We start from the raw sequence: 25,261 nt of genomic DNA, 5'->3' as shown, positions 1-25,261 counted from the left end.
CCGTTTGCCCTACCGGCCAAAAACCGCCTTCGTGTAATCCAGATCCTGCCGGTGCGCCGTCACGGCGTCGAGGGTTCTGGGCGACTGTTTTTCAATGCACTGTTCCAGGACAAGGTGCGGACGAATGCCGATCGTTTTCAATTCCTTCGCCAGCCGCGGGTAATCGATATCGCCTTCTCCGAAGGTTTCGGACCAGACGCCCCCCTTCGACTGGCGGAGGTGCAGTTCCGTAATCCGTTTGCCGTAGAGCTTGACAATGTCGAACAACGCCACCTGCGAATTGCCGGAACCCCGGTAAATCCAGTGGACATCGAGGCAAAGCGATACGTTCGCGGGGTCGGTCGCCAGGAGCATGTGGTGAAACTCGCGGGCCGAATGCCGCATTTCCACGTCGTGCGTGTGGTACGACAGCGTCATGCCCCGCTTCTTCAGTTCAGCCCCCAGCCGGTCCAGATTGGCCGCCTGCACCGCTAATTCGGTATCGGTTTTATCTTGTGCACTCCCCCACTTGATCGGGCTTGGGTTTGTCACTACAAGCTTGGTCCCCAGCGGACGGGCTGCATCGGCAATGGCCGTGACCGTCGCCAGGGCTTTATCAGCTTCGTCGGCCTTGTGCAGGGTCGTGCCCACATACAGCGAATGCATGTGCAGTCTGTGCTTTTTCAGCAAGGGCGCAAGGGTGCGGATTTCCTCCGCCGAACTGACCGACGGCTCGTACCCCACCAGCCCCGACTTCGCAAAATCGGCCAGCGACGCATCCAGGTTCGCCGACCAGTCGCGGCCCTCCCGCTGGTAGAACGTATGCCAGGTATACTGGTTGCAGGCAATGGGCGGTTGTTCGGCGGCTCCGGTTTGGGAATCGGCCCAAACATTCAGGTTCGTAAAATGAAGCAAACCGGCCAATCCCGCGAAGGATTGCAAAAACGTACGACGATCAGGAGTCATGTTTTCAGGAATCAGGATGGTTTTGTTGCAGCGGTATCAGCGTAAAACGTTCCGGCAATTTATCTAATTTAACGTGAACTAAGCTACCTGGCAAGCTCTGTTTTAAAGGACGCCTGCGCCAAAACCGCCCCCTTTACAGCCTCATTACGTTTCTTGTCGGGGATTGCTGCCAACAGCCGGCTAGTCAAAGCCAGCCTTGCAATGCGGAAAGCAAACGGCCACCGACCAGTCGTCAAAAAGCCGGTTTTTCCCGGGCACAGGAGTCCTAAAATGGGGCAAAGGATCGGCCTTAAGTCGTGTTTTCGCTTGCGTCGGATGGCCAAAAAAGGCGTAATTGCGTGCCCCTAAGCGTCCGCGGGGCGGTTGCCAGGGCGTTCAGCCCGGCTCAAGGCCGAAGATGTGCTCATACTAACCGATAAGAAGTTACAATCCATGTCAAAAAACACAACCTCCGCTACTGCATTTGCGGACACCAAACCGCATTACAATATATTGGACGGATTACGGGGCGTAGCGGCATTAACAGTTGTATGTTTTCACGTATTTGAAGCCTTCGCAACCAGTCATTTAGATCAGCAAATTAATCACGGCTATCTGGCCGTTGATTTCTTCTTTATGCTGTCCGGTTTTGTGGTCGGCTATGCGTATGATGACCGCTGGAAAACGATGACCCTTAAAGACTTTATCAAACGTCGCTTTATTCGCTTGCATCCGATGGTCGTGATCGGGGCTCTTATCGGAGCGAGTATCTTCTACCTTCAAGGATGCGCAGCCTGGGACGTTTCAAAAGTATCGGTAACGGCGCTATTGGTCGCCACCTTCCTAAATGCCTGCCTGATTCCGGCTACGCCGGGTTTCGAAATTCGGGGCGTCGGTGAAATGTACCCGCTGAATGGGCCGAGCTGGTCTTTATTTTATGAATATATTGCTACTTTACTCTATGCGTTCGTGCTCCGTAAGCTGTCAACCAAAGCCCTTGTGATCGTTGTTTTACTGGCCGCATGCGGATTGGCAGCATTCGCCATTGCGGGGCCATACGGCGATGTATGCGCCGGATTTTCGCTAACCGGAGAAAATATAACCGGCGGTTCGCTGCGGCTGTTATTTTCGTTCCCGGCCGGCCTGTTACTCTCCCGCGTATTCAAGCCGGTTCGTGTAAAAGGCGCTTTTTGGATTGGGAGCCTATCGATTATTCTTGTATCAGCAATACCCCGGATCGGCGGCAGTGACCAGTTATGGATGAACGGTTTATATGACACAATCTGTGTTGTTGTCATCTTTCCGCTGCTTGTTTACCTGGGCGCTTCAGGAAAGACCGTAGGCAAGGTAACGACATCCGTATGCCAGTTTTTAGGCGACATTTCTTACCCGCTCTACATGGTGCATTACCCTTTTATTTATTGGTATTACGCGTGGGTTAAAAATAAAAACCTCACCTTTGAACAATCATTACCCGGCGCTTTAGCCCTTGTTATCGGTTCCATCCTGTTGGCTTATCTATGCTTAAAACTATACGATGAACCCGTCCGGAAGTTTTTGACGAAGCGTCTTTTACGAGTACCCAAATAGGGTTCCGGTAATACCCCTGGCGGTTTCTTGGGTATTGGCTCATTCGCTAAGAAACCGACCTTTATTGATTCCCATTAACGAACCGCCGGAATGGTCCTTTATCAGCCCCGGTTTTAACCAGCGGCAACATTTTTTCCGAACTTGCTTTTTCCAGCGCAAACAACCGCTTTTTGTTTACCAGGGGCAGCTTGCCGGTTCGGGAAAATATTCTTCGCTGATAAATTTACCGGTTGGTCCGTCCTGACCGATTCGGGCATACCGCGCAATTCGTTGCCCGGCCTCTTCCGCCGTGCTCGTCCCCTGGTAGCCGGTAAAATCGGTTTTTGTCCAGCCCGGACAAACGGCATTGACTTTAAACGCCGTATCCCGGAGTTCATAGGCCAGGTTAACCGTGTACATATTGAGCGCCACTTTGCTCGACTGGTAGACGGCCAGTTTCGTGTTGTAACTGGGACTGGAAGGGTCGGCGGCCAGGGCCAGCGACGCCATGGCGGTGCTCACATTGACAATGCGCGGTTCCGTCGATTGTTTCAGCAGATCCATAAAAGCCTGCGTGACCCGAACCACACCGTACACGTTGGTTTCATACACGGTTTTAAATTGATCGATCGTGGCGTTGAGTGCCGATTGTGGAAATCCCCCGGAAATACCGGCGTTATTGACCAGCACATCGAGAACCTGCGTTTTGTCCCCGATTGTGGCGCGGGCGGCATCCACCGAATCCTGACTGGCGACATCCAATTCGATGGCTTCGACGGTATTGATCCCGTCGGCTTTGAGCTTTTCCACGGCGGCCAAACCGTTTTCCAGATTTCGGCTGCCTACATAAACGAAGAATCCGTTTTGGGCGAGGTCTTTCACCACTTCAAAGCCAATCCCTTTGTTGGCACCGGTTACGAATGCTATTTTCATTTTGCTTAATGGTTTAAAACCAACGCAGCAAAAGTAGCGGCCCCGAAATTGGGCGGGATGGACAAATCGTGTTAGTTGCTGGACGAATCGTGATGATCCGCTAAAAAGGCACTGATGCTCTTTCCGGTACTTTTTTTGAAGAGCCGTGAAAAATAATCCGGGTCATTAAACCCCAGTTCATACGCCAGTTCCTTGACCGAAAGGCTGGAATACTGCAACTTCCGCCGGGCTTCCAGCATGAGCCGGTTGGTGATCCATTCTTTGGGCGAAACGCCGGAAAAACCTTTCACAACGCCATACAGGCTACTGGGCGTCATGGCTAATTGCTCCGCAATCGTATGCACATCCTGCTGCTCGGTCAGGTGAGTTTCTACCGCCAGTTTAAAAGCAATGTATTTGGACAGCTTCGGGTTGGGCGGAGTTTCCCGATTGCTCTGCTCAAAATAAGCGCTGTTGACCTCGGTTAGAAGCGTATTCAAATGGGCTAAAAGAATATCGGTGTTTCTGGGCTTTTGCGTAACATGAAGCAACTGAAAGAGGTGCGAGAAAACCGACCTGACGCGCTCTTTGGCATCCGGAGCGAACGTGATGGTATTTGAATTCAGCGGATTCAGCAGGAACGGAAATGCATTGGGGAGCAGCGCCAGGGTATTTTCATCAAAGGCCATTTTATAATTCAGGTTGTGGGCGCTTTTACGGGGATTAGCGAATATCTGATTCGGCAGCCCAAAAATCATCTGACCACCCGTGATCGTACTATCCTGTAAATCCAGCTTATAGGTTTCTACCCCCTGATCCAGAAAAACAAAACAATAATGCGCCAGCCGGTGGGGATTAAGCAGTTTTTGTAAGATATCGTTCGGCAAACCGACCTTACAGTTCTCGTTTACCGTCATCGACAATTTATCGTGGTGTTTGATCTGTTCTAACAATCCTTTCGTTTCCTGCATCGGTCCGTATCCTTAAAAATATACCTGATTATAACCCATCCGTTGTCTGTATCCTCGCGCAACCAGTCGCAAATGACCTTCTTATTGTCGCAAAAGCCCCCGTGGTGGTAAACCCGTCAATCGTAACTTAGTTCAATCCATAAACAAACTAGCCCGTCATCAGTGAAGTGATCCATCCGATGGCGCGAATGGCTTTCTTCGACACCTACCAAACGCTGGGCGTTGCCACCGAAAGTATGGGTATTACGCCGGAAGGCTGGACCGCCATCAAGCAAATGCCGTAGCCCCGGACCTAGCCATTTTGTCGCGTTTGTATAAGCCAGCCCCGACTTCGCAAAACCGGCCACCAAGGATCGCAAATTTTAAAAAGTTAGCAACTGATTTACAGCGCTGTCAGCGTAACACTTTCCGGCAATTTTGTTAAATTTAGGTCTTTGCTCCCCAATCGGCTGCGGCAACCGCAGTTGCTATTTTGATGACTATGTATCAGGAAAAACAACAATTTCGTCAGCCCTGGCTATGGGCGCTCCTTATTGGTGTTTTAGGGATCTCGCTCTACCGTCAGGAGTTTGTTGCAATCGGCATTGTCGTGGCCGTACTGGTCCTGTTTGCTTTTTTACGCCTGGACACCCGTATTAATAACGAAGGAATTGCCTACCGCTGGTTTCCTTTTCAACCCCGTCCCCGACTGATAGCCTGGCATCAAATCGAGCAAGTCAAGGTTCGGGAATATTCCCCATTGGGTGAATTCGGCGGCTGGGGCATCCGGTTCGGGTGGAAAGCAACCGCGCATACGGTTTCCGGTAATGCAGGCATCGAGATCAGGCTAAAAAACAAAAAGCGGCTTGTTCTCATCGGAACCCAGCAGCCCGAAGAAGTTCGCCGGGTGATTGAGCAGGAAAGACAGCCCGTTGCCTAATGGATGGTCAGTCTCGGTACCTACTACTGAGGCTGACGGTTTGCCACAATTCGCAATCGTTTGTAATCCGCATACCAGCGCCCGTCGCGAAAAAGAGCGGGTTTCAAGGCTGTGTTTGTGTCTTCCAGCACGGCCGCCCGATCCTCGGCCGTCACTCCCGAAAAGAAGTTGGCCCCAAACTGCTCAATCCAGTCGGTTAAGCCCGTTTGCGGATCGTTCAACAGTGTGTCGCGGTCGTAATGTTGCGCCAGTTTTACCTCAAAACCGTGCTTTTCCAACAGCGACGTGTATTCGCCTATTGAGGGAAAATACCACCAGGAAACCGCCCGATCATAGCCGCGCTTCCGGAGCTGACGAGTGATTTCGTCCGTAATTTGTTGCACATTTCCTTTGCCGCCAAACTCGGCCACCAGACGGCCTCCCGGTTTCAAATGGTGCTTCATCCGGCGAATAACGGCTTCGTAGTCCGTCATCCAGTGCAGGGCTGCATTCGAAAAAATGGCATCAAAGTATTGCGGAACCTCAAACGTAGTGGCATCGGCCAGCCGAAAATCCAGCGCCGGAAACTGTTGCCGGGCCCTGGCGATCATGGTTTCTGACGAATCCAGGCCCACAACCGTGGCGCCCCGGTCGGCAATCTGTTGGGTTAACTCACCGGAACCACACCCCAGGTCGAGAATCAACTCACCGGACTGGGGGGCCAGCAAATCCAGTAAACCCGTTCCGTACTGAAAAACAAAAGCGTGTTTCTCGGTATACAAATCGCTATTCCAATGCATATTCTCGTAACGAAAATCAGTTTGTCCGGTGCAGAAACTCGTACGCATTCCCACAGGGATCTTCAAAATAAACGGAGTAATACGTTGGGCTGATAGGAAACAGACCGGGTCCCGCCGTGATCTTACCGCCGGCTTCCCGGACCAGCTTCGCAATGTAATCCACCTCCTGCTGGTCATGGGCCCAAAAACCAATTAAATTTTTGTTGGGCGTATGGTCAGGATCTTCCGCAATCGCAAAATACGACGCATCCGGAAGGTCGCCCTCGGCCACAAAAGCCTTCCAGTCCGACGAATCAAAACGTCGGGTGAAGCCCAGGGCGGGCAGTAGTTTTTCGTAAAAAGGCAGCGCTTTCTCCCAACTGGTAACCCGTAAATCGATGTGACTGAACGGCTTTGCTTTCTTTTCCATCAGAAAATAGAGTTTGGGTAACGATTGTGATGATAACCCCGTCCCCGAAAAGAAGGTTTATTCCACAGTCCATTCGAACCATGATGAACGAACAGCCGATGTTACAATGAGAAGTAAATCCGGATCGAAGGTTTTATCGGTTTTAGCTGGTTAGGTTCCTGATGGGTTCTACGTCTGAATAACGCCCACGTTGAACGGTTTGGTGATCGGCGCATGGTTGGCCGCTTCGATGCCCATCGAAAGCCAGATGCGGGTGTCGAGCGGGTCGATTACGGCATCGACCCACAGCCGGGAAGCCGCAAAATAGGGCGACAACTGCTCGTTGTACTGGCTGGTAATTTTCTGGAGTAATGCCTGCTCTTTTTCCGGCGTAATGGTTTCGCCTTTGGCCTTCAGTGAAGCCACCTGAATTTGCAGGAGCGTTTTGGCCGCTGACGCACCACTCATTACGGCCATCTGCGCCGTGGGCCAGGCCACGATGAGTCGGGGGTCATAGGCTTTGCCGCACATGGCGTAATTGCCCGCGCCGTAGGAATTGCCCACCACCACCGTAAATTTGGGCACCACCGAGTTCGCCATCGCGTTCACCATTTTCGCCCCGTCCTTGATAATGCCGCCCTGTTCCGACCGGCTGCCCACCATAAAACCGGTCACATCCTGCAAAAACACCAGCGGTATTTTTTTCTGATTGCAGTTCATGATAAACCGGGCGGCTTTGTCGGCCGAATCGGAATAAATGACTCCGCCCATCTGCATCTCACCCGGGCCGGCCGTGCCGCCCGCGCCCGTCCGCCCTTTGGCCTTCACCACTTTCCGCTGGTTGGCCACAATGCCAACCGCCCAACCATCGATCCGGGCGTAACCGCAGAGAATGGTCTGGCCGTAGAGTTCCTTGTATTCGTCAAATTCGGAATTATCCACCAGCCGGGCGATGATTTCGCGCATGTCGTACGGTTTAACGCGATCAGCCGGCAGCAGGTCGTAAATCTCCTGCGGGTTTTGCGCAGGCAAGGCGGGTTTGGCGCGGTTAAAACCGGCTTTTTCCGGTTCTCCGAGTTTATCAAAAATCTTCCGAATCGCATCCAGACAGCTTTTATCGTCGGGATATTTGTTGTCGGTCACGCCCGAAATCTCGCTGTGCGTGCTGGCTCCGCCGAGCGTTTCGGCATCGACGTCCTCGCCAATCGAGGCTTTCACCAGATACGGCCCGGCTAGAAAAATCGAACCGGTTCCTTCCACAATCAGGGCTTCGTCCGACATAATCGGCAAATAGGCTCCTCCGGCTACGCAACTCCCCATAATGGCCGCGACCTGCACAATGCCCATCGCCGACATTTGCGCGTTGTTCCGGAAAATCCGTCCGAAATGTTCCTTATCGGCAAACACCTCATCCTGAAGGGGCAGATAAACCCCCGCGCTATCGACCAGGTAAATGATCGGCAGGCGGTTTTCCATCGCAATTTCCTGCGCCCGCAGGTTTTTTTTGGCGGTTATCGGAAACCAGGCTCCGGCTTTTACCGTCGCATCATTCGCAACAATCACGCACTGCCGACCCGACACGGAGCCGATACCCACCACCACGCCCCCCGCCGGGCAGCCACCGTGTTCGGCGTACAGGCCTTCGCCCGCAAACAACCCGATTTCCAGCAAAGAAGAACCGGCATCGATCAGGTACTCCAGGCGTTCGCGGGCGGTGAGCTTGCCTTTGCGGTGCTGATCCTCGATTTTCTTCAGGCCACCACCGAGTTGAGTCTGGGCGGTTTTCCGGCTGAGTTCGTCTAAGAGTGGTATCATGGGCCAAGCGGGTTGAAATTGTTTACGGTTTTCGCTAGCTGACGCACGTTGATCTTAGCGTGTCAACTACCGTAACCTGAAAACCGTAAACTTTATTGCGTCGAATCCGGAAGGGGCACGACGATCGTAGCGCTCTGCGCCGGGCTTGTCGCGGCCGGTTTGTCCTTCTTGCCAAAGATCGAGAAATGAACGTAGCGTTTCGGATGTTCCCGGAAGTCGGTCAGCAGTTTATCCAGACTGGCGGTAGCGTTGTTGACATTCCGGTACAGGGCTTCGTCGCCCTTGAGTTTGCCCAGCGTGCCTTTCCCGCTGTTGATGTCGGCCAGCATTTGTTGCAAGGTACCGACGGATTGATTAACCGTTGCCAGGGTCTGGCTCAGTTTCAGCGCATTCAGCGAATCGGCAAAGGTTCCCGCTTTGGCCAGCAGCGGCTTGATCTCCTTCTCGGTTTCGGCGAGCGACGCCGACAGGGTGCCGAGGTTGGTCATCAGGCGACGGATGTTTGCCCGGTTTTCATCAATGGTCAGTTGCAGAGCACCGGTGGTCGCCTGCGCACCCTCCAGGGTTTTGTTCAGAATCAGGCCCGTCCGGTCGAACTGTTTGACAATCCGGTTAAGGTTGATGGTCAGCGAATCGACGTTGTTCAAAACCGGCAGCGCCTTTTCCTTGAGCACGGCCGTAATACCACCATCTTTTCCACTGAGCAGCGTATCCCCTATTCCGAGCGGTTCGCCGGTTTGATTGATTTGCAGAACGATCATCTTGCCACCCAATACGCCCGCATCGGACAGAATGGCTTTCGAACCCCGGCCCACTTCGATCCGTTTATCGATATCCAGCGTCACCAGCAGTTTGTTGTTCTGCTGCTGCAAAATATCGATCTTATCGACGCGCCCAACGCTCAGCCCGTTGAGTTGCACCGGATTGGACGGCGTCAGCCCATCGACAGTATCATAAACAACGACGTACTTATTCGAGCGGGAAAAAATATCGGAACCTTTGAGGTAATTAAATCCGAAATAGAGCATCGCCAGGGTTACCACAGCCAGAATGCCCACTTTTGCTTCTTTTGAAATTTTCATGCGTGGAGTGCGAATGGATGAATGGCGTTAAAGGTTCAAAATAGCCGCATGGTCAGATAAGTAATGGTTTAGGGTTCAAAATAGTTGCAGGGTTCTCTCCTATCTCCTCAACCATTTAACCCGTTTAGCCCTATACCATCAAAGCCATTTTAAGCGTCAACCCAATTATCCATTCAACAATAAATACCGTTGCGAAGTTAGCAACATCTGGCTACCCTTCCGCATCGACTTCGTCTTTATAGGCCCGAAAGGCCCGAAAAATGGCGTAGGCCATTTCATTTTGTCCTTCTTCCGAAGCCAGATACCGCTCTTCCTCGGGGTTGGTGATATACCCGGTTTCAACCAGTACGCTGGGCATGGTCGTCCGCCAGAGTACCAGAAAACCGGCCTGCTTCACTCCCCGGCTGGGCCGCTCGGCGTTTTTCTTGAAGCTCCATTCCACTTTCTGCGCAAAATTAACGCTGCTGTTCATGAAGGCATGCTGATAATTAGCCAGCATAATGTGCGCCAGCGGAGAATCCGGGTCGAAACCCTGGTAATTTTCCTTATAATTGCTTTCTTTCAGAATAACCGCATTTTCACGCTTGGCAACATCCAGGTTCCCGTTGGTTTTGTGTAACCCCATGGTGTAGGTTTCCGTCCCGTTAACTCTGCTGGACGACGGACTGGCGTTAACATGGATCGAAATGAACAAATCCGCCTTGTTGCGATTGGCAATGGCCGAGCGTTCATTCAGTTCGATAAACACGTCGGTCGAGCGGGTGAAAATAACTTTAACGTCGGGCAATTCTTCCTTGATGAGCCGGCCCAGTTCCAGCGCAATTTTCAGCACGATCCGCGATTCGCGGTTGCGCTTGGTCATCGTGCCGGGATCTTTCCCGCCGTGGCCGGGGTCCAGCACGACGGTGCGCAGACGAGCGGGCTTGGTTTCCGCGGGCTGGTCCTGCCTGGAATTATCCTGTGGCAAAACCGGTTTCATGCCGGGCAATACGAGCAAACAGAGCAGAGGAATCAACAACGAAGCACAAATCAGCAGGGCCCGACTGATCGGTTGAGCAACCGGATGCCATGCTTTAATAATTTTTAACAGGTTTAACCGTTTCAAGGCAGTGATAGAAATGATGTTAGCGACTAACTTTGTAATCCGGCTTTGGCTGGAAACCGATTGGCGACTCGGTTGGAACAACCGACAGCGTAAGCCAGCGCTGTGCTACGAGCAAATATAATTTTTTTGATAAAACTGAGAAACACATACTTTATTTTACGGACCCTGGTTAATTGCTTGGTTATTCTTTTTCCGTTGGTCGTACAGGCGCAGCAAAAACCAGCGCGCCGGACGATCCCGGCTTTTACACCCCGTTCCACCAGCCCCGGTTCAGCCACCGTTAGCGGTAATTCGGTGCTTGTTGATACCACGCGCCGGAGCGCAACCGGTGATTCGCTCCAGGTAGCACGCCCGGACACGGCCAATGCTAACGGTAATTTACAAACAACTGTCAACTATTCCGCGAAGGACTCAACGCTCTTCGACGCTACGGGACAAATTGTTGAACTTTTTGGCGATGCCAAAGTCGATTACGGTGATATTCACCTGACGGCTGCGTATATCAAGCTGAACTGGACGACCAACGAAGTGTTTGCGCAGGGCCGCTACGATTCGACCGCGCGAAAAACGATTGGACTGCCGGTTTTTCAGGATAATAGCGGCCGGTACGATACACAGGAAATCCGGTACAATTTCAAAACCCGCAAAGGCTTCATCAAGGGCGTCATTACCGCCCAGGGCGAGGGCAACGTGCGGGGCAAAACCGTTAAAAAGGACGCCGAAGATAACCTCTATATCCGGAACGCCATTTATACCACCTGTAACCTGACGACGCCCCACTTCCATATCAATGCCAGCAAGATCAAGATGGTGCATAATAAACAGCTCATCTCGGGGCCTTTCAATCTGGTGATCAATGATATTCCGACCCCCCTGGCGCTGCCGTTCGGTTTTTTCCCGATTCCGAAGAAAAGCGAAATCGGCACCTCGGGTCTGATCTTTCCACAGTATGGGGAAGAACCGAACGGACGCGGTTTTTACCTGCGCGACGGCGGTTATTATTTTGCCATCAACCAGTACGTCAACGCGAGTGTGCGGGGGCAGATTTACTCGAACGGAAGCTGGGGCCTCGGGCTGTCGTCGGAATACCTGAAACGCTACCGGTTTGGCGGCAACTTCGGCCTGACGTTCGCCCGAAACCGCACAACCTCGCTCGTAGACACGGTATCGAAACCGCGGAATGATTTCAGCATCGTCTGGTCGCACTCGCCCCGTCCGCGCGGCAATTCGCAGTTTTCGGCCAACGTCAACGTCAGCAGCAACAGCTACAACCAGTTGAACACCTCGATGAATTCGAGCCGCTACGTTTCCAACGCGGCCAACTCGGGGGTTAATTACAGCCGCAAATTCGGGCAATACGTGACGAGTTCGGCCAACCTGAACGTCAGCCAGAACTTCGGGCGGTATAATCCCGAAACCAACACCCGCGAGAGTGGCCAAACCAATATTTCGTCGGGTATCAACCTGGGCGTGACCCAGATTGCGCCGTTTGCAATGAAAGGCGGTTCGGGGCGCTGGTACGAAAGTTTCCGGCTGGGGATGGATTTCAACTCCCAGATTACCATCAACAACACAAAGCGGGTTGTGGATACGACGAACCTTGGCTTTCCGCTCGTCACCACCCTGGAGATTCGGGGGGATAGCACGCAACGGAAGCGGGATAGTCTGGCGGCTGTGGCCAGTCAACAGTATTTTACCTACTCCAACCTGATTCCGTTTAACGTAGCCAACCTGTCAACCATTCTCGGGAATGCCCAGATTGCCAGCCGGTATTCCATCCCCATTTCGCTCCCTAACTTCAAGATTGCCCGGTATTTGAACTTCACGCCCGGTATTTCCCTGAGCGGGGACGTGTACACCAAATCCCTGAACTACATTTACCAGGTAGATCGGAAAGCCGTCAAGGTCGATACCGTTAACGGGATTTCGGCCACCTATTTTCTGTCGTTCAGTGCTTCGATGAACACCCGGGCCTACGGGACGTTCTTCATGCGCATGGGCCGGCTGGAAGCCATCCGGCACACCATTGCGCCCTCGATTTCATTCAGTTATACGCCGGACCTGTCCAGCGCGTTTGTGACCACGCTCTCGCAGTTTCGTGATCCGTACGATACCACGAGGGCACTGCGGGTATCGCGCTACCGGGGGTTGGGCGGAACGGCGGGCTCTTCGGGTTTTTCGGGTCGGTCGGCGGCCATCAGCTTCAGCATTGTCAACCAGATCGAAATGAAAGTGCGGTCGCGCAGCGATTCGGCCAAGAGCGAGTTCGAGAAAGTTTCGCTGTTCGACAACATCAGTCTGGCAGGGTCCTATAATCCGTATGCGCCCCGGTTTAAAATGTCGCCCCTCAACCTGAGTGCCAATACGCAGATTCTGAAGAAGGTTAGCTTTAACTTTTCGGCGGTTTTCGATCCATACGCTTATTCCGGGGCTGACTCAACGGCAACGGGGGTGGCCTGGCTACCGGACCAATCCCAATATTACCAGCGGGGGCCTTATGCGCAGATCTGGCGGCTGAACAAAGTCAACAAGTACGCCCTGACGGAGGGACAGGGTTTGGCCCATTTGCAGAACCTGAACTTTTACCTGAGTACGCAATTCGCGCCGAAAGGTTCGCAGAAGCCCAAAGCCAACCCAAATCCCACTACCCAGACGCCCGGGGAAGCAGCCGAACTACGGCATATCAACAAAAATCCGGAAGATTACGTCGATTTCAATATTCCCTGGAGCATTAACCTCAGCTATACGTTCAGCCTGACCAAGTTCACCCCCAACGAAAGCCAGATCATCCAGACGCTGCAGGTCACGGGCGATCTGAGCCTGACCCCCAAATGGAAGATTTCGCTCCAGACAGGGTATGATGTGGCCGCCCGGGCTCCTTCGCTCACCACGATCACCGTTCACCGCGACCTGCACTGCTGGGACATGAACTTCAGCTACACCCCGTTTTCGGGTAACCGCTTCCGCTCCAATTTCTATTCGTTCGATCTGCGCGTTCGGTCAACCATTCTGCAAGACCTGAAGATTAGCCGTCGCCGGGGTGGTTCGCTGGGCGGATACGGTTATTGATCCGGAACCCGTAAAACCCATTTTTGCCGCCTTGTCAGTAGCACACCTTCATCGGTCAACGGCTACTTTTAACGATTGCCGGATGGGGAAAAGACTACAAGGGGTCCCGCTTCGGCCGCCGAAAAACTACGGGCGGATCGCCGGAGAGCAAAACAAAAAGCTCCCGGCGTTTGCCGGGAGCTTTTTTTATAGGTAGTCAACTGCGTTTTTACGCCTTAGCGGGACGTCTTGCCTTTTTTCTTGCCTTTTTCTACGGCCGGAGCAGCTGCCGGTGTTGCAGCGGCTGTCGACTGTCCCTCTTTCGCTATCACTTCTCCCGTCAGATTCAAGGGGATGGAGGCCCGTTCGGCATTGCTCACCACGGTTACATTCTTATTGAACGAACCCATTGCGGCTGCATTGTATGTCGCTTTCACAAATCCTTTTTGCCCCGGCAATACAGCACTCTTGGTCCAGTCGGGCGTTGTGCAACCACAGGAAGGCTGGGCACTGGAAATAACGACAGGATCCGTACCGGTATTGGTGAATTCAAACGTGTAGGTCACTGGCGTTCCCTGCGGAACCTTGCCGAAGTCATGCGACTCCTTGGTGAATTTAATAACGCCTTTCTGAGCGAAAGCAATGGTCGTAATGGCCAGAAAAACCACAATAAGCGAAAAAGCCTTTTTCATTTCTTTTTGAAAATTTAGTTACAAACAAACGGGTAGACTACTTTACAATCCTATTATGCTACAAAAGGTTTGCCAAATAAATGTTGGTGTGTGTTTCGCTTAACAAAGAAACTCAAAAAATCGTTTTTTTGAAAGCTGACAAACTTTATATTATTTTTACTCCGATCGCCGGAGTAACTTTGTTTGTTCAATGATCGGTCCTTTTCGGTATATCCCTGAAAGCCAACCACAACCATTGAACAGGCAATTCATCAGCAAACAAGAACCTCTAAAACTATGGCCGTTCTGTGATTGCAAACGAACAACTGAATATAACCGATACGCTAACGCAGGAAAAAATCCTGCAGGATTATCGCCTAGCCTGTGAAAGCCGCCACGCCAGTTTGTTGGGCCGACGCGAGGTGATGGGCGGACGAGCGAAATTCGGTATCTTCGGCGACGGCAAGGAAGTTGCCCAACTGGCAGCCGCTCACGCTTTTAAAGCCGGAGATTTCCGGTCGGGCTACTACCGCGATCAAACGTTTGTAGCCGCGCTCGGAGAACTCCGCTGGACGGAATTCTTCGCCCAGCTTTACGCCCATACCGACGTTGAAGCCGATCCCAATTCGGCCGGTCGCCAGATGAACGGGCATTATGCCACTCGCTGGCTCGACGAAAACGGGTTGTGGCGCAATCAAACCGAACTGTATAACTCGGTGGGCGATATTGCCCCGACGGCAGGCCAGATTCCAAGATCAATTGGGCTGGCCTACGCATCGCGGCTGTATCGTGAAAACCCCCATTTACATCTTTTGACGACGTTCTCCCGAAATGGTAACGAAATTATTTTCGGAACAATCGGGGACGCGTCTACAACGCAGGGCATGTTCCTGGAAACCATGAATGCCGCCGGGGTGTTGCAGGTCCCGCTGCTGATGTCGGTTTGGGACGACGGTTTTGGCATTTCGGTTCCAATTGAATATCAGACTACTAAAGGCAGCATTTCGAAAGCGCTGGCGGGTCTGCAACGAACCGAAACCGAAAAGGGTATTGAAATCCTGACGGTCAAAGGCTGGGATTACCCGGCGCTGGTCGAAACCTACCAGAAAGCCGCCCGTATTTGCCGGGAAGAACACGTTCCGGTTTTGGTTCACGTGCAGGAAGTGACGCAACCCCAGGGCCACTCGACCTCCGGTTCGCACGAACGGTATAAAACCCCCGAACGGCTCGAATGGGAACGCCAGTATGACTGCAACCGTCATTTCCGCCAGTGGATTCTGGAAAACGGCTACGCCAGCGATGACGAATTAGACGCCATCGAGCGGGAAGCCGCCCGGGTCACTAAAGCGGCCCGTCAGGAAGCCTGGAGTGCGTATCTGGCCTCGCTGAAACCGGATTACGACGACGCTCTGCTGCTGCTGCAACAGGCCGCCGAAACCGCCCGGGAGGGTCAGTCCATTGCCGCTATTCGGGAACAACTGCGGAAGACCCACGTCCCCATCCGCCGGGATGCGACAGCCGCCGTAAAGCGCGCCCTGCGGTTTTTGCGAACCGAGGAAAATGAAGCCAAACAGGAGCTGCTGGCGTGGCTCAACCGCACCAGCGCCGAAAATGAAGAACGCTACAGTTCGCACTTATACAGCCAGTCGCCGGAGTCGCCCCTGAAAGTTACCCCCGTTCCCCCCCGCTATTCCGACGATAGCCCCATCATCGACGGCTACCAACTGATGCAGCGGTATTTCGACTCGCTTTTTGACCGCGATCCGCGCGTGGTGGCGCTGGGTGAAGACGTTGGCCGGATTGGCGATGTCAACCAGGGATTTGCCGGTTTGCAGGAGAAGTACGGCGAACTGCGCATTACCGATACCGGGATTCGGGAAACCACCATTATCGGTCAGGGCATCGGCATGGCCATGCGCGGACTGAAACCGATTGTCGAGATTCAATACTTCGACTACGTTTTTTACACCCTGGCGACGCTTACCGACGACCTGGCCACGCTGCATTACCGCACCAAAGGCGGTCAGAAAGCGCCGGTGATCATCCGGACGCGCGGCCACCGGCTGGAAGGCATCTGGCACTCGGGCTCACCGATGAGCGCCATGGTCAACAGCCTGCGCGGTTTGCATATCCTGGTGCCGCGCAACATGACCCAGGCTGCTGGTTTTTACAATACCCTCATCAAAGGCGACGATCCGGCACTCCTCGTCGAATGCCTGAACGGCTACCGGCTGAAAGAACGCCTGCCGGACAATCTGGACGAATTTTGTGTACCGCTGGGCGTGCCGGAAATCCTGCGGGAAGGCACCGCTGTTACCATTGTAACCTACGGTTCCATGTGCCGGATTGTGCTGGAAGCCGCCGAACAACTCAGCGAGTTAAACATTGAAACGGAAGTCATCGATGTCCAGACCCTGCTGCCGTTCGATCTTTCGCATTCCATTGTCGAATCCATTAAAAAGACGAACCGGGTTATCTTCGCCGACGAAGATTTGCCTGGGGGTGGTTCGGCCTATATGATGCAGCAGGTCCTCGAAATCCAGAATGCGTACCGCTACCTGGACTCCGCCCCACGGACCCTCGCGGCCAAGGCGCACCGACCGGCATACGGTTCCGACGGCGATTATTTTTCCAAACCCAGCGTCGAAGATGTTTTTGAACTGGTGTACGAATTGATGAACGAGTCTGATCCGGCCCGTTTTCCGAAGCTGTATTCGTAAGAACCGGCCTTAGTTTCTTGGCTTCAGGCAAACCGCCTGCCCGCCGGAAGCGACGAGCGAAAGGGTCCATTTGTCACTGGCGGTTACAGTCCGGACGGTTTTTCGAACGTTACCGGCACCATCGTCTTCGTGGATTTCGGCGGTATACGATTTTCCCGGTTCCAGAAAGGTCAGCGGAAACGATACCGTCCGGGCTTCGGTGCTGGTGATCGTGCCCAGATACCAGTCGGCCCCCTTGCGCCGGGCCACCGCGACCCACTGCCCGGGCGTTCCATCGACCACCCGCGTATCATCCCAAACCGTCGGCAGGTGTTTCCAGAACGAAATTTCCGCCCGGTTTGGAAAATCCTGGGGTTTGCCATACCAGTACAGATATTGCAACGGGCTGAAGTAGATCACCGGCAGCGCGAGCTGGTGGCCTTTCGTGTTCTTCAGCCGGTCCTGGTTGAAACAGAAGGTGTAATCGGCCGCTCCGGCAATAAACCGCGTGAAGGGCAAAACCGTATTGTGGGTCGCATTCGGCCATTCTTCATTTCCCCGAACCCCTTCCTGCGTTAACAAATTGGGAAAAGTACGGCTGAAACCGGTGGGGCTGTATTCATCGTGAACATCGACGACCAATTGGTGTTGAGCGGCTTTCCGGATCGCTTCGTGCAGCCAGACCGTCCAGCGGTGCGAGCCGGTATGCACAAACCCGAACTTGATGCCACTCACTCCCCAGCTTTTATACAGCGGGAAAAGCGTATCCAGCTGCCGCTCGAGCGCCCGGTGATTGACGTACAGAATGACCTTTTTGCCTCTGGAGCGCGCGTAACGAATCGCCGTTGGCAAGTCCAGATCGCCCTTCGGATTCCGCCGGGGATCGACCGAAACCGTACTGGCATCAGATTTTACCTCGTATTCGTGCCCGTACCAGCCCGCGTCAAAGTGGATGTAATCGATGTTCTGTTCCACCGCAAAATCCACCAGTTTCTGCGCCCCGCTGGTCGATAACGTCACTTCCCGCATGACTTTCCCCGGCTGAATCCAGCTTACATCCGGGACCTGATTGGGCGGGTTCAGGTTCTGAATGAGGTAATTACGTTCCAGCAGATCGCCTGGCCGGTCGCCAACCAGCACGACCCGCCAGGGCAGCGCATACGGCGACGTCTCGGTTACCTCGCCGAACAACTGGCTTACCAACTGGTTTTCAGCCCCTATTTGCAACCGGATGCGGGGATAATTCGTCTGTTCAGCCTGCGCGATACAGGCCCAGGCATTGTTCGCCAGGTGAAGCGTGACGGGAAGTTCCGCCGGTTTGGTCCAGCCACTCGGCTCGCGGACTTCGTAGCTGCCCTGCGCATGATCGGTAAAATACGCTTTGGTGCCCGACGGCAGCGTAAAATGGGTTTTCTCCTGCCCAATATCCAGAACCTGTGTCCGCATGTTCTCCGGGAAAACATACCGAAACGCAATGCCTTCGTCGTAGGCCCGGGCAACGACCTGCAATTGGCCCCGGTCGGCGTTCCGGTGTTGCAGCGTGATTACCAGTTCGTGGTACCGATCCGGAATAACCGCCCGCTCTCCCCAAACCGGTTTCCAGCTGGTGTCGCGCCGGGCGCGGGCGACCGAAACGATCCGCAGGTTCCGATCCCAGCTCAGGTTGTTTCCGTTCGGGTTACTAACCAGTCCCAGCACCGACGGCAGAATAACGGGCCGGTTTCGGTCCCGGATTTCATACACCGGAACACCATCGGTTTGCACGGAAAAAGTAAATCGTAAACGGCCATTGGGCGAGCCGACAGTCAGCGAATCGGGTGCCTGAGCCCATAAAAGCGGACTCAACAGACTCAAAAAGGAAAGTAATAACCAGAAGGTACGCGTTGGAAGATTCATGTTCCCATAAGCTGAAAATCCGGCTTTTTTAATGTTTTCCAGGTTCTGAATCTTTCTTGGTAAGCCAGAAAAGATTCAGAACCTGGCCCGGGAAGGCTATAATTTGAATGTGCCGATCCGGCGTGCCAACGACCGGTGGGGAAAGATTCGGATCCGTTGAAACTTCTGTCTGTCTTTTTTCTTTATTCTTTAGGTTGGGTATTACTTTTGTTCTTCATGAGCCACTATTTTAAAGATATACAGGAGGGTATTCAAACGACACTGACGGGGCTGAAGCTAACGTTCCGCCACCTTTTGAATGCCCGCCAGAGTCGCAAACCGATCAATGTCCAGCAGCCGGAGTATTTCGGGCAGGAAACCGGGATTGTGACCCTTCAGTATCCGTTCGAGACAATTCCGATCCCGGACAACGGCCGCTACCGGCTCCACAACGAAATGGACGATTGCATCGTCTGTGATAAATGCGCCAAGGTTTGCCCGGTCGATTGCATTACGATTGATGCCATCAAGGCAACGGAAGAAGTTGGCAAGGCGTCGGACGGTTCGCCCATTCGGCTGTATGCGGGTAAGTTCGACATCGACATGGCCAAGTGCTGTTACTGCGGTCTCTGCACCACGGTTTGCCCAACCGAATGCCTGACGATGACCAAAACCTACGATTTCAGCGAGTTCGAGCTGGGCAACATGACGTACCATTACGCCAACCTGTCGCCCGAACAGGCCGACGAAAAGCGGGCGCTGTACGAACAGTTTGTGCGGGAGAAAGAAGAACTCAAAGCGCAGCAGGCAACCGCCAAAACCGCCCCGGCTCCCGCAGCAGACGCCCCGAAAAAACCGGTTTTCCGACCGGGGATGAAACCCGCTCCCAAACCGGCCGAACCAACCGAAGCCCCCCCGGCAGAAACAACTGAATCGGCGCCAGTGGCCGAAACGCCTGCTCCCAAACCACGACCGGTTTTCCGCCCGACTTTGAAAAAGCCGGGGAATCAACCGCCGAACGAGGAAAAACCCTTACCGGAACAAAATTCGGCCGGGTCGGCGGCTGAGCATCCGCTCACCGATGTGACGCCCGACGAAGCCGAACGCATTGCGATGGCGGGTCTGGAAAAACCGGCCGTTCCAACGCCCGCGCCCCGGCCCGCTTTCCGACCGACCTTACGACCCAAACCGGCGGCCCCAACCAACGAACCAACGCCCACCGAACAACCCGCTGCGGAAGCGCCAGAAGCAGCCCCCAAACCGGCTTTTCGCCCAACCCTGCGGCCCAAAACCGCCCCGGCACCGGAAGAACCCAAGCCGGCAGAAACCGCCCGGGCAACGGATGAAGGGCCGGTAGCCATACCCAAACCCGCTTTCCAGCCCACGATGCGACCCAAAACCGCTCCACCGATCGAAGAGGTAAAACCAGCGGCCGCCGTCGATCCGGCGGAAACCGCAGCAGAAACCCCAAAACCGGTTGCGGAAAAACCGGTAACCGGAGAAGGACAACCAGAAGCGCCTAAAAAACCGGCGTTCCGCCCGACGATGCGCCCAAAAACCGCCCCCGCTTCGGCTGCTGACGAACCAGCACCGACCGGGCCGGTGGCGGAAAAACCGGCCATGCCGGAAGCTGCGGCCCAACCCGAAGAGCCGCCTGCGGCTCCGGAAATCCCGAAAAAACCGGCCTTTCGGCCCACCATGCGGCCGAAAACGCCCCCAACAAACGAATCCGAGTAATCCGACAAACCAGCGAAACCGTGGTTCAGATTGTTTTTTATTTGTTTATTCTCTTCACGCTCGGATCAGCCCTGGCGGTTTTGGTAACGAAAAACGTGCTGTATGCGGCCTTTTTTCTGCTGCTGACCTTGCTGGGCGTAGCGGGGTTATTCGTGCTGGCGGGGGCCGATTTTCTGGCGGTTGCGCAGATCATGATTTACGTGGGCGGGGTGCTGGTGCTGATTATTTTCGGGGTGATGCTCACGCATAAATCCGAAACCAGTTCAACCGATTTTACCCAGCCCAACCAGATCCTGACCCGACACCGGAGCTGGTTGTGGGCTTTGCTGGTAGCGGGCGGTATTTTCAGTGTGTTATACCGGGCGCTGGTGCGGGGCAATTTTGTACTCCTGAATCAGGGCGAACCGATGTACCGTTCAACGGTTGATACAATTGGGCGACAATTGATGACCGAGTTTTTAATTCCGTTCGAAATAGCCGGGGTGTTGTTGCTGGTCGCGCTGATTGGGGCTGCGACCATTGCCGCTGCGTCCCGCCCTAAATGATTGTAGTATGGAAATCAATTCCGGTTTGTTTCTGCTCGTCGGGGCCGCGTTGTTCAGCATCGGGCTGGCCATTGTGCTGGTAAAACGGAACGCCATTATGGTGTTGATGGGTATCGAACTGATGCTGAATGCCGTCAACCTGAACCTGATCGCCTTCAGCCAGAACGACCCGGTTCGTCTGCAGGGCCAGATGTTCAGCCTTTTTGTGATGATTGTAGCGGCCGCCGAAGCAGCCATTGCGCTGGCCATCATTTTGCAGGTCTACCGGCACGTCAAAACCGTTCAACTGGACGAACTCAACGAGTTGAAGAAATAATTACCCGCCGGTCAGTGCGAACCGATTTCGCTCACCACCGGCACGCGACCAGCCTTTTTGATGGCCCCCATACCGCCTTCTACATTCACCAGATTGTCGAATCCCCGGGCTTTCAGGATCGAAGCGGCCACCATCGAACGATAGCCCCCCGCGCAGTGGATGTAAACCGGGCCGGTTTTCGGAACAGCCGCCATATGCTCGTTCAGGTTGTCCAACGGCAGGTTTTCGGCCTCCCTGACATGTTCTGCCGCAAATTCGTCCGGCCGACGAACATCCACCACCGTGCCCTTCCCGTAGTTCTGGGCGAACGTTTCCGCCGAAATCGACTCGACCGCATCCACTTCCTTGCCTGCCTGCTGCCAGGCCGCAAAACCGCCTGCCAGGTAGCCAATACTGTGGTCGTACCCCACGCGGGCCAGCCGCAGAACCGCTTCTTCTTCCAGGCCAGCGGGCGTCACCAGCGCAATGGGCTGTTTCAGATCCGGGATCAAGGCCCCTACCCAGGGCGCAAACTGACCGTGCAAACCAATATTGATCGAATTCGGAACAAACCCTTTGGCAAAATCGGCCGCGTCGCGCACGTCGAGAACCAGTGCCCCGGTTTCGTTGACAGCCGCTTCGAACGCTTCCGGCGACAGCGCCTGATGGCCGCGTTCCATGACCTCGTCGATGGCATCGTACCCTTCCTTGTTCAGCCGGGCATTTTCAGCAAAATAAGCGGGAGCCTGCGTCAATCCCTCAAGAACGGCTTTGATAAATTCTTCCTTTGATTGCGCCCGGAGCGCGTAATTAAACCGTTTCTGATTGCCGAGCGTATCCGTCGTTTCCTTGCTCATGTTCTTCCCGCAGGCCGATCCGGCACCGTGGGCGGGATACACAATAACCTCGTCTTCCAGCGGCATGATTTTCGAATGCAGGCTGTCATACAGCATACCGGCCAGATCGCGCTCGGTTAGGTCGCCTTTGATGGCCAGATCGGGACGGCCCACATCGCCAATAAACAGCGTATCGCCGGTGAAAATCGCGTGATTTTTCCCGGTTTCATCGATCAACAAATAGGTGGTCGATTCCGGCGTATGACCGGGCGTGTGCAGCACTTTGATGGTTAGTTTCCCAATCGGAAACGTCTCCCCATCCGTTGCCACCTGTGCTTCAAAGGTGGTTTGAGCGGTGGGGCCGTAGACGATCGTTGCCCCGGTTTTTTTCGCCAGATCGAGGTGGCCCGAGACAAAATCAGCGTGGAAATGCGTCTCGAAGACGTACTTGATCCGGGCCCCATTGCGTTCGGCTTTCTTCAGGTAGGGGGCGGTTTCGCGCAGCGGATCAATCACCGCAGCTTCGCCTTCGCTTTCAATATAATAGGCCCCCTGGGCCAGACAACCCGTATACAATTGTTCAATAATCATAATTTCCCAAGTTCTTTTACCAGCATATAAAGAGCAACGGCCAAAACGAGTCCGCCAAAACCGCGTTTCAGGTACGTCGGCGAAAAGAAGCGGGACAGGTTAATTCCAAGGAGAATTCCGCCGATGGAAAACGCCGTAAATTCCAGTAAAAACCGCCAATCGATGACATCACGGTGAACATCACCCATAAATCCGACAAACGAATTGACCGCAATGATCAGCACGGAGGTGGCCACTGCCCGGTGCATGGTCAACCCGGCCAGCAACACCAGCATCGGCACAATCAGAAACCCGCCCCCTGCCCCGATAGTTCCCGTCAGAACCCCAACGCCCAACCCGTCCAGGGCCAGCAGACCCAGCCGTGGCCGGCCGGAAGCGGGTTCTTCCAGGTTCGGTTGCCGGATCATCGCCAACCCGGCCATAATCATTACAAATGCAAAAAAATACAGAATCGCTTCGTTTCTCGGGATCGTAATGGATCGGAACTGAAAAAGCGGATCGGGCATGGCCGGTACCAAAAACCGCCGGGTGATGAATACCGAAAGAAACGACGGAATGGCAAACGCAGCAGTGACGGTGAAGTCAATCTGCCGCTTGAGGGCATACCCAACGGAGCCCACCAGCGAGGTGGCGCCCACCACGAACAGCGAATAGGTGGTGGCAATTAAGGGCGGAATCTGAAACAGGTAGACAAAAACCGGCACTGTCAGGATGGAGCCTCCCCCTCCTGCCAGCCCGATGACCAGCCCGGCAATGATAGCCGCTCCGTAACCTACTAGGTGATCGGTCGGGGTCATGGGATCAGAGGTTTATAACAATAGTCTATAGAATAAGCAGAAAAGCCCCCCGTATTCAAACGGGAGGCTTTTCGGTACGTTTTGGAAAGGACTATTTCGCTATAGATCATTCAGCTTACTGTGACGACGGCTGTAGGCAAAATAAACGATCATACCTAAAAGGAGCCAGACAACCGCCAGTTGCTGCGCCAGCCCGCTCAGGTTAAAAATCAGAATCGTATTCACTATAATTCCCAACGGAGCAATAATGTTTAGAGCCGGTGCTTTGAAAGGACGTTCGCGATCCGGATCACGACGACGCAGGATCCAGACGGCCAGGCACACCATCGCAAACGCAAACAGCGTTCCGAAGCTGGTCATATCACCCAGAAGGCTGATGGGAGTAAAAGCCGCGACAATCGACACAATGGTTCCCACCAAAATAGTGCTCTTCCAGGGCGTTTTGAACTTCGGGTGAATTTCGCGGAAGAAACCTGGCAGCAGACCGTCTTTGGCCATGCCCAGGAAAACCCGGGTTTGCCCCAGCATCATCACCAGCATCACCGACACCAGACCTACCGTAGCCGCCGTTGTAATAATGAATACGGCCCAGCCCTGTCCAGCTTTGTCGAAGGCATACGCTACCGGCGCTTTCAGGGCATCCCCAACGATATCCTGGTAATTGATCATCCCGGTCAGCACCAGCGAAACCAGAATGTAGAGAATCGTACAGACCAACAAGGAAGTAATGATGGCAAAGGGCATATCTTTCCGCGGATTCACGGCTTCACCGGCCTGGGTCGATACGGCATCAAAACCGATATAGGCAAAGAAAATGGCCGAAGCACCGCTCAAAACGCCCGACCAGCCATACGCCTGATGCGGTTTTCCGTCTTCGCCGGGAATGGTGGTAGGCTCGGGAATAAACGGTTTCCAGTTTTCGGGAATGACGTAAAAAACCCCCACCACAATCACAAAAATAACCGCCGTCACTTTCAAAATCACGATCAGGTTGTTGGTGTTAGCGGCTTCCTTGATGCCTTTGATAAGGATGTAGGTAACCAGCCAGACGATGAGAAAAGCGGGCAGGTTAATGGCAAAACCGGGGGCCTCCAGCCCATTCTGCTGGGCGTAATTCGCGGCCGAAACCGGGTCATTGCGTAGCCAGAACGGTATTTCGATCCCGAAGAGGTGAATCAGTTTATTGAAGTATCCCGACCAGCTGACGGCAACCGTCATAGCCCCCATGGCATATTCCAGAATCAGCCCCCAGCCAATGGCCCAGGCAAATAACTCCCCAATGGTTCCATACGCATACGCATAGGCCGATCCTTCGACGGGCAGCATGGAAGCAAATTCACCGTAACAGAGTGCCGCAAAGATACAGCCAATCCCGGCCACGATGAACGACAAAGCCAGCGCGGGACCGGCATGGTAGTGAGCGGCCGTTCCGGTTAACACGAAAATCCCCCCCCCGATAATAGCCCCGATTCCAATGGCGGTCAGGCTCCATTTGCCCAGAACGCGCTTTAACTCACTTTTTTGAATGTCCTGCTCAAACAGGTACATCGGCTTTTTACGCCAGACACTGCGATCACTGACTGCGGTTTTCGTTTCCATGCAGGAAAGAATGTTTAGGTAATATTTTAAAAGTTGACGAAAGATTAATTGGCGAATCAGGCAGTAATGCTACAAAATAATTCGCACAAAAACGAAAAAGCTGA

20 protein-coding genes are annotated in these 25,261 nt (G+C 53.8%); 7 read left to right on the top strand and 13 right to left on the bottom strand.

Going from position 1 to position 25,261, the window contains the following annotated elements; translation table 11 throughout:
• Window positions 1-9: 9 nt before the first annotated feature.
• Complete coding sequence (locus ACFPMF_RS11745) at window positions 10-945, bottom strand: sugar phosphate isomerase/epimerase family protein (protein ID WP_379844818.1); 936 nt, start codon at window positions 943-945, stop codon at window positions 10-12.
• 432 nt (window positions 946-1,377) lie between these two features.
• On the opposite strand from ACFPMF_RS11745, the gene ACFPMF_RS11740 reads away from it, so the two are divergent.
• Entirely contained in the window at window positions 1,378-2,514 is a 1,137-nt protein-coding gene (locus ACFPMF_RS11740) for an acyltransferase family protein (RefSeq protein ID WP_379844816.1), read from the top strand.
• A gap of 174 nt (window positions 2,515-2,688) precedes the next feature.
• Here ACFPMF_RS11740 and ACFPMF_RS11735 read toward each other — a convergent pair whose 3' ends face one another.
• Together ACFPMF_RS11735 and ACFPMF_RS11730 are read right to left on the bottom strand one after the other, a co-directional pair.
• The gene (locus ACFPMF_RS11735) at window positions 2,689-3,426 is read right to left on the bottom strand and encodes an SDR family oxidoreductase (RefSeq protein WP_379844814.1); all 738 of its coding nucleotides are present in this window, start codon (window positions 3,424-3,426) and stop codon (window positions 2,689-2,691) included.
• Between the two features lie 71 nt (window positions 3,427-3,497).
• Window positions 3,498-4,376 carry a helix-turn-helix domain-containing protein gene (locus ACFPMF_RS11730; protein ID WP_379844812.1) on the bottom strand — a complete coding sequence of 293 codons (879 nt, stop codon included), beginning with the start codon at window positions 4,374-4,376 and terminating at the stop codon, window positions 3,498-3,500.
• A 481-nt stretch (window positions 4,377-4,857) separates the two neighbouring features.
• Between ACFPMF_RS11730 and ACFPMF_RS11725 the strand changes: the two genes are divergently transcribed.
• Window positions 4,858-5,295 (top strand): hypothetical protein, encoded by a 438-nt coding sequence (locus tag ACFPMF_RS11725; RefSeq protein WP_379844810.1) that lies wholly within the window; start codon window positions 4,858-4,860, stop codon window positions 5,293-5,295.
• Between the two features lie 23 nt (window positions 5,296-5,318).
• Here the strand turns inward: ACFPMF_RS11725 and ACFPMF_RS11720 are convergent, their stop codons facing one another.
• The 5 genes from ACFPMF_RS11720 to ACFPMF_RS11700 all read right to left on the bottom strand — a co-directional run bounded on the left by ACFPMF_RS11720 (window position 5,319) and on the right by ACFPMF_RS11700 (window position 10,338).
• Window positions 5,319-6,074 carry a class I SAM-dependent methyltransferase gene (locus tag ACFPMF_RS11720; protein WP_379844807.1) on the bottom strand — a complete coding sequence of 252 codons (756 nt, stop codon included), beginning with the start codon at window positions 6,072-6,074 and terminating at the stop codon, window positions 5,319-5,321.
• 16 nt (window positions 6,075-6,090) lie between these two features.
• A complete protein-coding gene (locus ACFPMF_RS11715) occupies window positions 6,091-6,483 on the bottom strand; it encodes a VOC family protein (protein ID WP_379844805.1) in 393 nt (130 codons plus the stop codon).
• 168 nt (window positions 6,484-6,651) lie between these two features.
• Entirely contained in the window at window positions 6,652-8,277 is a 1,626-nt protein-coding gene (locus ACFPMF_RS11710; RefSeq protein WP_379844803.1) for an acyl-CoA carboxylase subunit beta, read from the bottom strand.
• A 92-nt stretch (window positions 8,278-8,369) separates the two neighbouring features.
• Window positions 8,370-9,359 (bottom strand): MlaD family protein, encoded by a 990-nt coding sequence (locus ACFPMF_RS11705; protein ID WP_379844801.1) that lies wholly within the window; start codon window positions 9,357-9,359, stop codon window positions 8,370-8,372.
• Window positions 9,360-9,570: 211 nt separating this feature from the next.
• Window positions 9,571-10,338, bottom strand: coding sequence for an N-acetylmuramoyl-L-alanine amidase family protein (locus ACFPMF_RS11700; protein ID WP_379845885.1), 768 nt, complete (start codon window positions 10,336-10,338; stop codon window positions 9,571-9,573).
• A 303-nt stretch (window positions 10,339-10,641) separates the two neighbouring features.
• Here ACFPMF_RS11700 and ACFPMF_RS11695 point away from each other — a divergent pair, with 303 nt between their 5' ends.
• Complete coding sequence (locus tag ACFPMF_RS11695) at window positions 10,642-13,533, top strand: putative LPS assembly protein LptD (protein ID WP_379844799.1); 2,892 nt, start codon at window positions 10,642-10,644, stop codon at window positions 13,531-13,533.
• A 215-nt stretch (window positions 13,534-13,748) separates the two neighbouring features.
• Here the strand turns inward: ACFPMF_RS11695 and ACFPMF_RS11690 are convergent, their stop codons facing one another.
• Window positions 13,749-14,204, bottom strand: coding sequence for a DUF1573 domain-containing protein (locus ACFPMF_RS11690; protein WP_379844797.1), 456 nt, complete (start codon window positions 14,202-14,204; stop codon window positions 13,749-13,751).
• Window positions 14,205-14,491: 287 nt separating this feature from the next.
• Between ACFPMF_RS11690 and ACFPMF_RS11685 the strand changes: the two genes are divergently transcribed.
• On the top strand, window positions 14,492-16,903 hold the full coding sequence (locus tag ACFPMF_RS11685) for an alpha-ketoacid dehydrogenase subunit alpha/beta (protein WP_379844795.1): 2,412 nt from the start codon (window positions 14,492-14,494) through the stop codon (window positions 16,901-16,903).
• Between the two features lie 9 nt (window positions 16,904-16,912).
• Here ACFPMF_RS11685 and ACFPMF_RS11680 read toward each other — a convergent pair whose 3' ends face one another.
• Window positions 16,913-18,778 carry a glycoside hydrolase family 97 protein gene (locus ACFPMF_RS11680; RefSeq protein WP_379844793.1) on the bottom strand — a complete coding sequence of 622 codons (1,866 nt, stop codon included), beginning with the start codon at window positions 18,776-18,778 and terminating at the stop codon, window positions 16,913-16,915.
• Between the two features lie 216 nt (window positions 18,779-18,994).
• Here ACFPMF_RS11680 and ACFPMF_RS11675 point away from each other — a divergent pair, with 216 nt between their 5' ends.
• The 3 genes from ACFPMF_RS11675 to nuoK are packed head-to-tail and all read left to right on the top strand — an operon-like array spanning window position 18,995 to window position 21,355.
• Entirely contained in the window at window positions 18,995-20,494 is a 1,500-nt protein-coding gene (locus ACFPMF_RS11675) for a 4Fe-4S binding protein (RefSeq protein ID WP_379844791.1), read from the top strand.
• A gap of 20 nt (window positions 20,495-20,514) precedes the next feature.
• Entirely contained in the window at window positions 20,515-21,039 is a 525-nt protein-coding gene (locus tag ACFPMF_RS11670; RefSeq protein WP_379844789.1) for an NADH-quinone oxidoreductase subunit J family protein, read from the top strand.
• 7 nt (window positions 21,040-21,046) lie between these two features.
• The gene (nuoK, locus tag ACFPMF_RS11665) at window positions 21,047-21,355 is read left to right on the top strand and encodes an NADH-quinone oxidoreductase subunit NuoK (RefSeq protein ID WP_379844787.1); all 309 of its coding nucleotides are present in this window, start codon (window positions 21,047-21,049) and stop codon (window positions 21,353-21,355) included.
• A gap of 11 nt (window positions 21,356-21,366) precedes the next feature.
• Here nuoK and ACFPMF_RS11660 read toward each other — a convergent pair whose 3' ends face one another.
• The 3 genes from ACFPMF_RS11660 to ACFPMF_RS11650 form a co-directional block, all read right to left on the bottom strand.
• On the bottom strand, window positions 21,367-22,761 hold the full coding sequence (locus ACFPMF_RS11660; protein ID WP_379844785.1) for an MBL fold metallo-hydrolase: 1,395 nt from the start codon (window positions 22,759-22,761) through the stop codon (window positions 21,367-21,369).
• Entirely contained in the window at window positions 22,758-23,558 is an 801-nt protein-coding gene (locus ACFPMF_RS11655) for a sulfite exporter TauE/SafE family protein (protein WP_379844783.1), read from the bottom strand. The genes ACFPMF_RS11660 and ACFPMF_RS11655 overlap by 4 nt, the downstream gene beginning before the upstream one ends.
• A 99-nt stretch (window positions 23,559-23,657) precedes the next feature.
• Window positions 23,658-25,157, bottom strand: coding sequence for an APC family permease (locus ACFPMF_RS11650; protein ID WP_379844781.1), 1,500 nt, complete (start codon window positions 25,155-25,157; stop codon window positions 23,658-23,660).
• Window positions 25,158-25,261 lie beyond the last annotated feature (104 nt).

The sequence above is a fragment of the Larkinella bovis genome, assembly GCF_042655385.1.
GTDB classification, from domain to species: Bacteria; Bacteroidota; Bacteroidia; order Cytophagales; family Spirosomataceae; genus Larkinella; species Larkinella bovis.
Note: the sequence above shows the minus strand (reverse complement) of the source record. Positions and strands in the feature narration are given on the sequence as shown.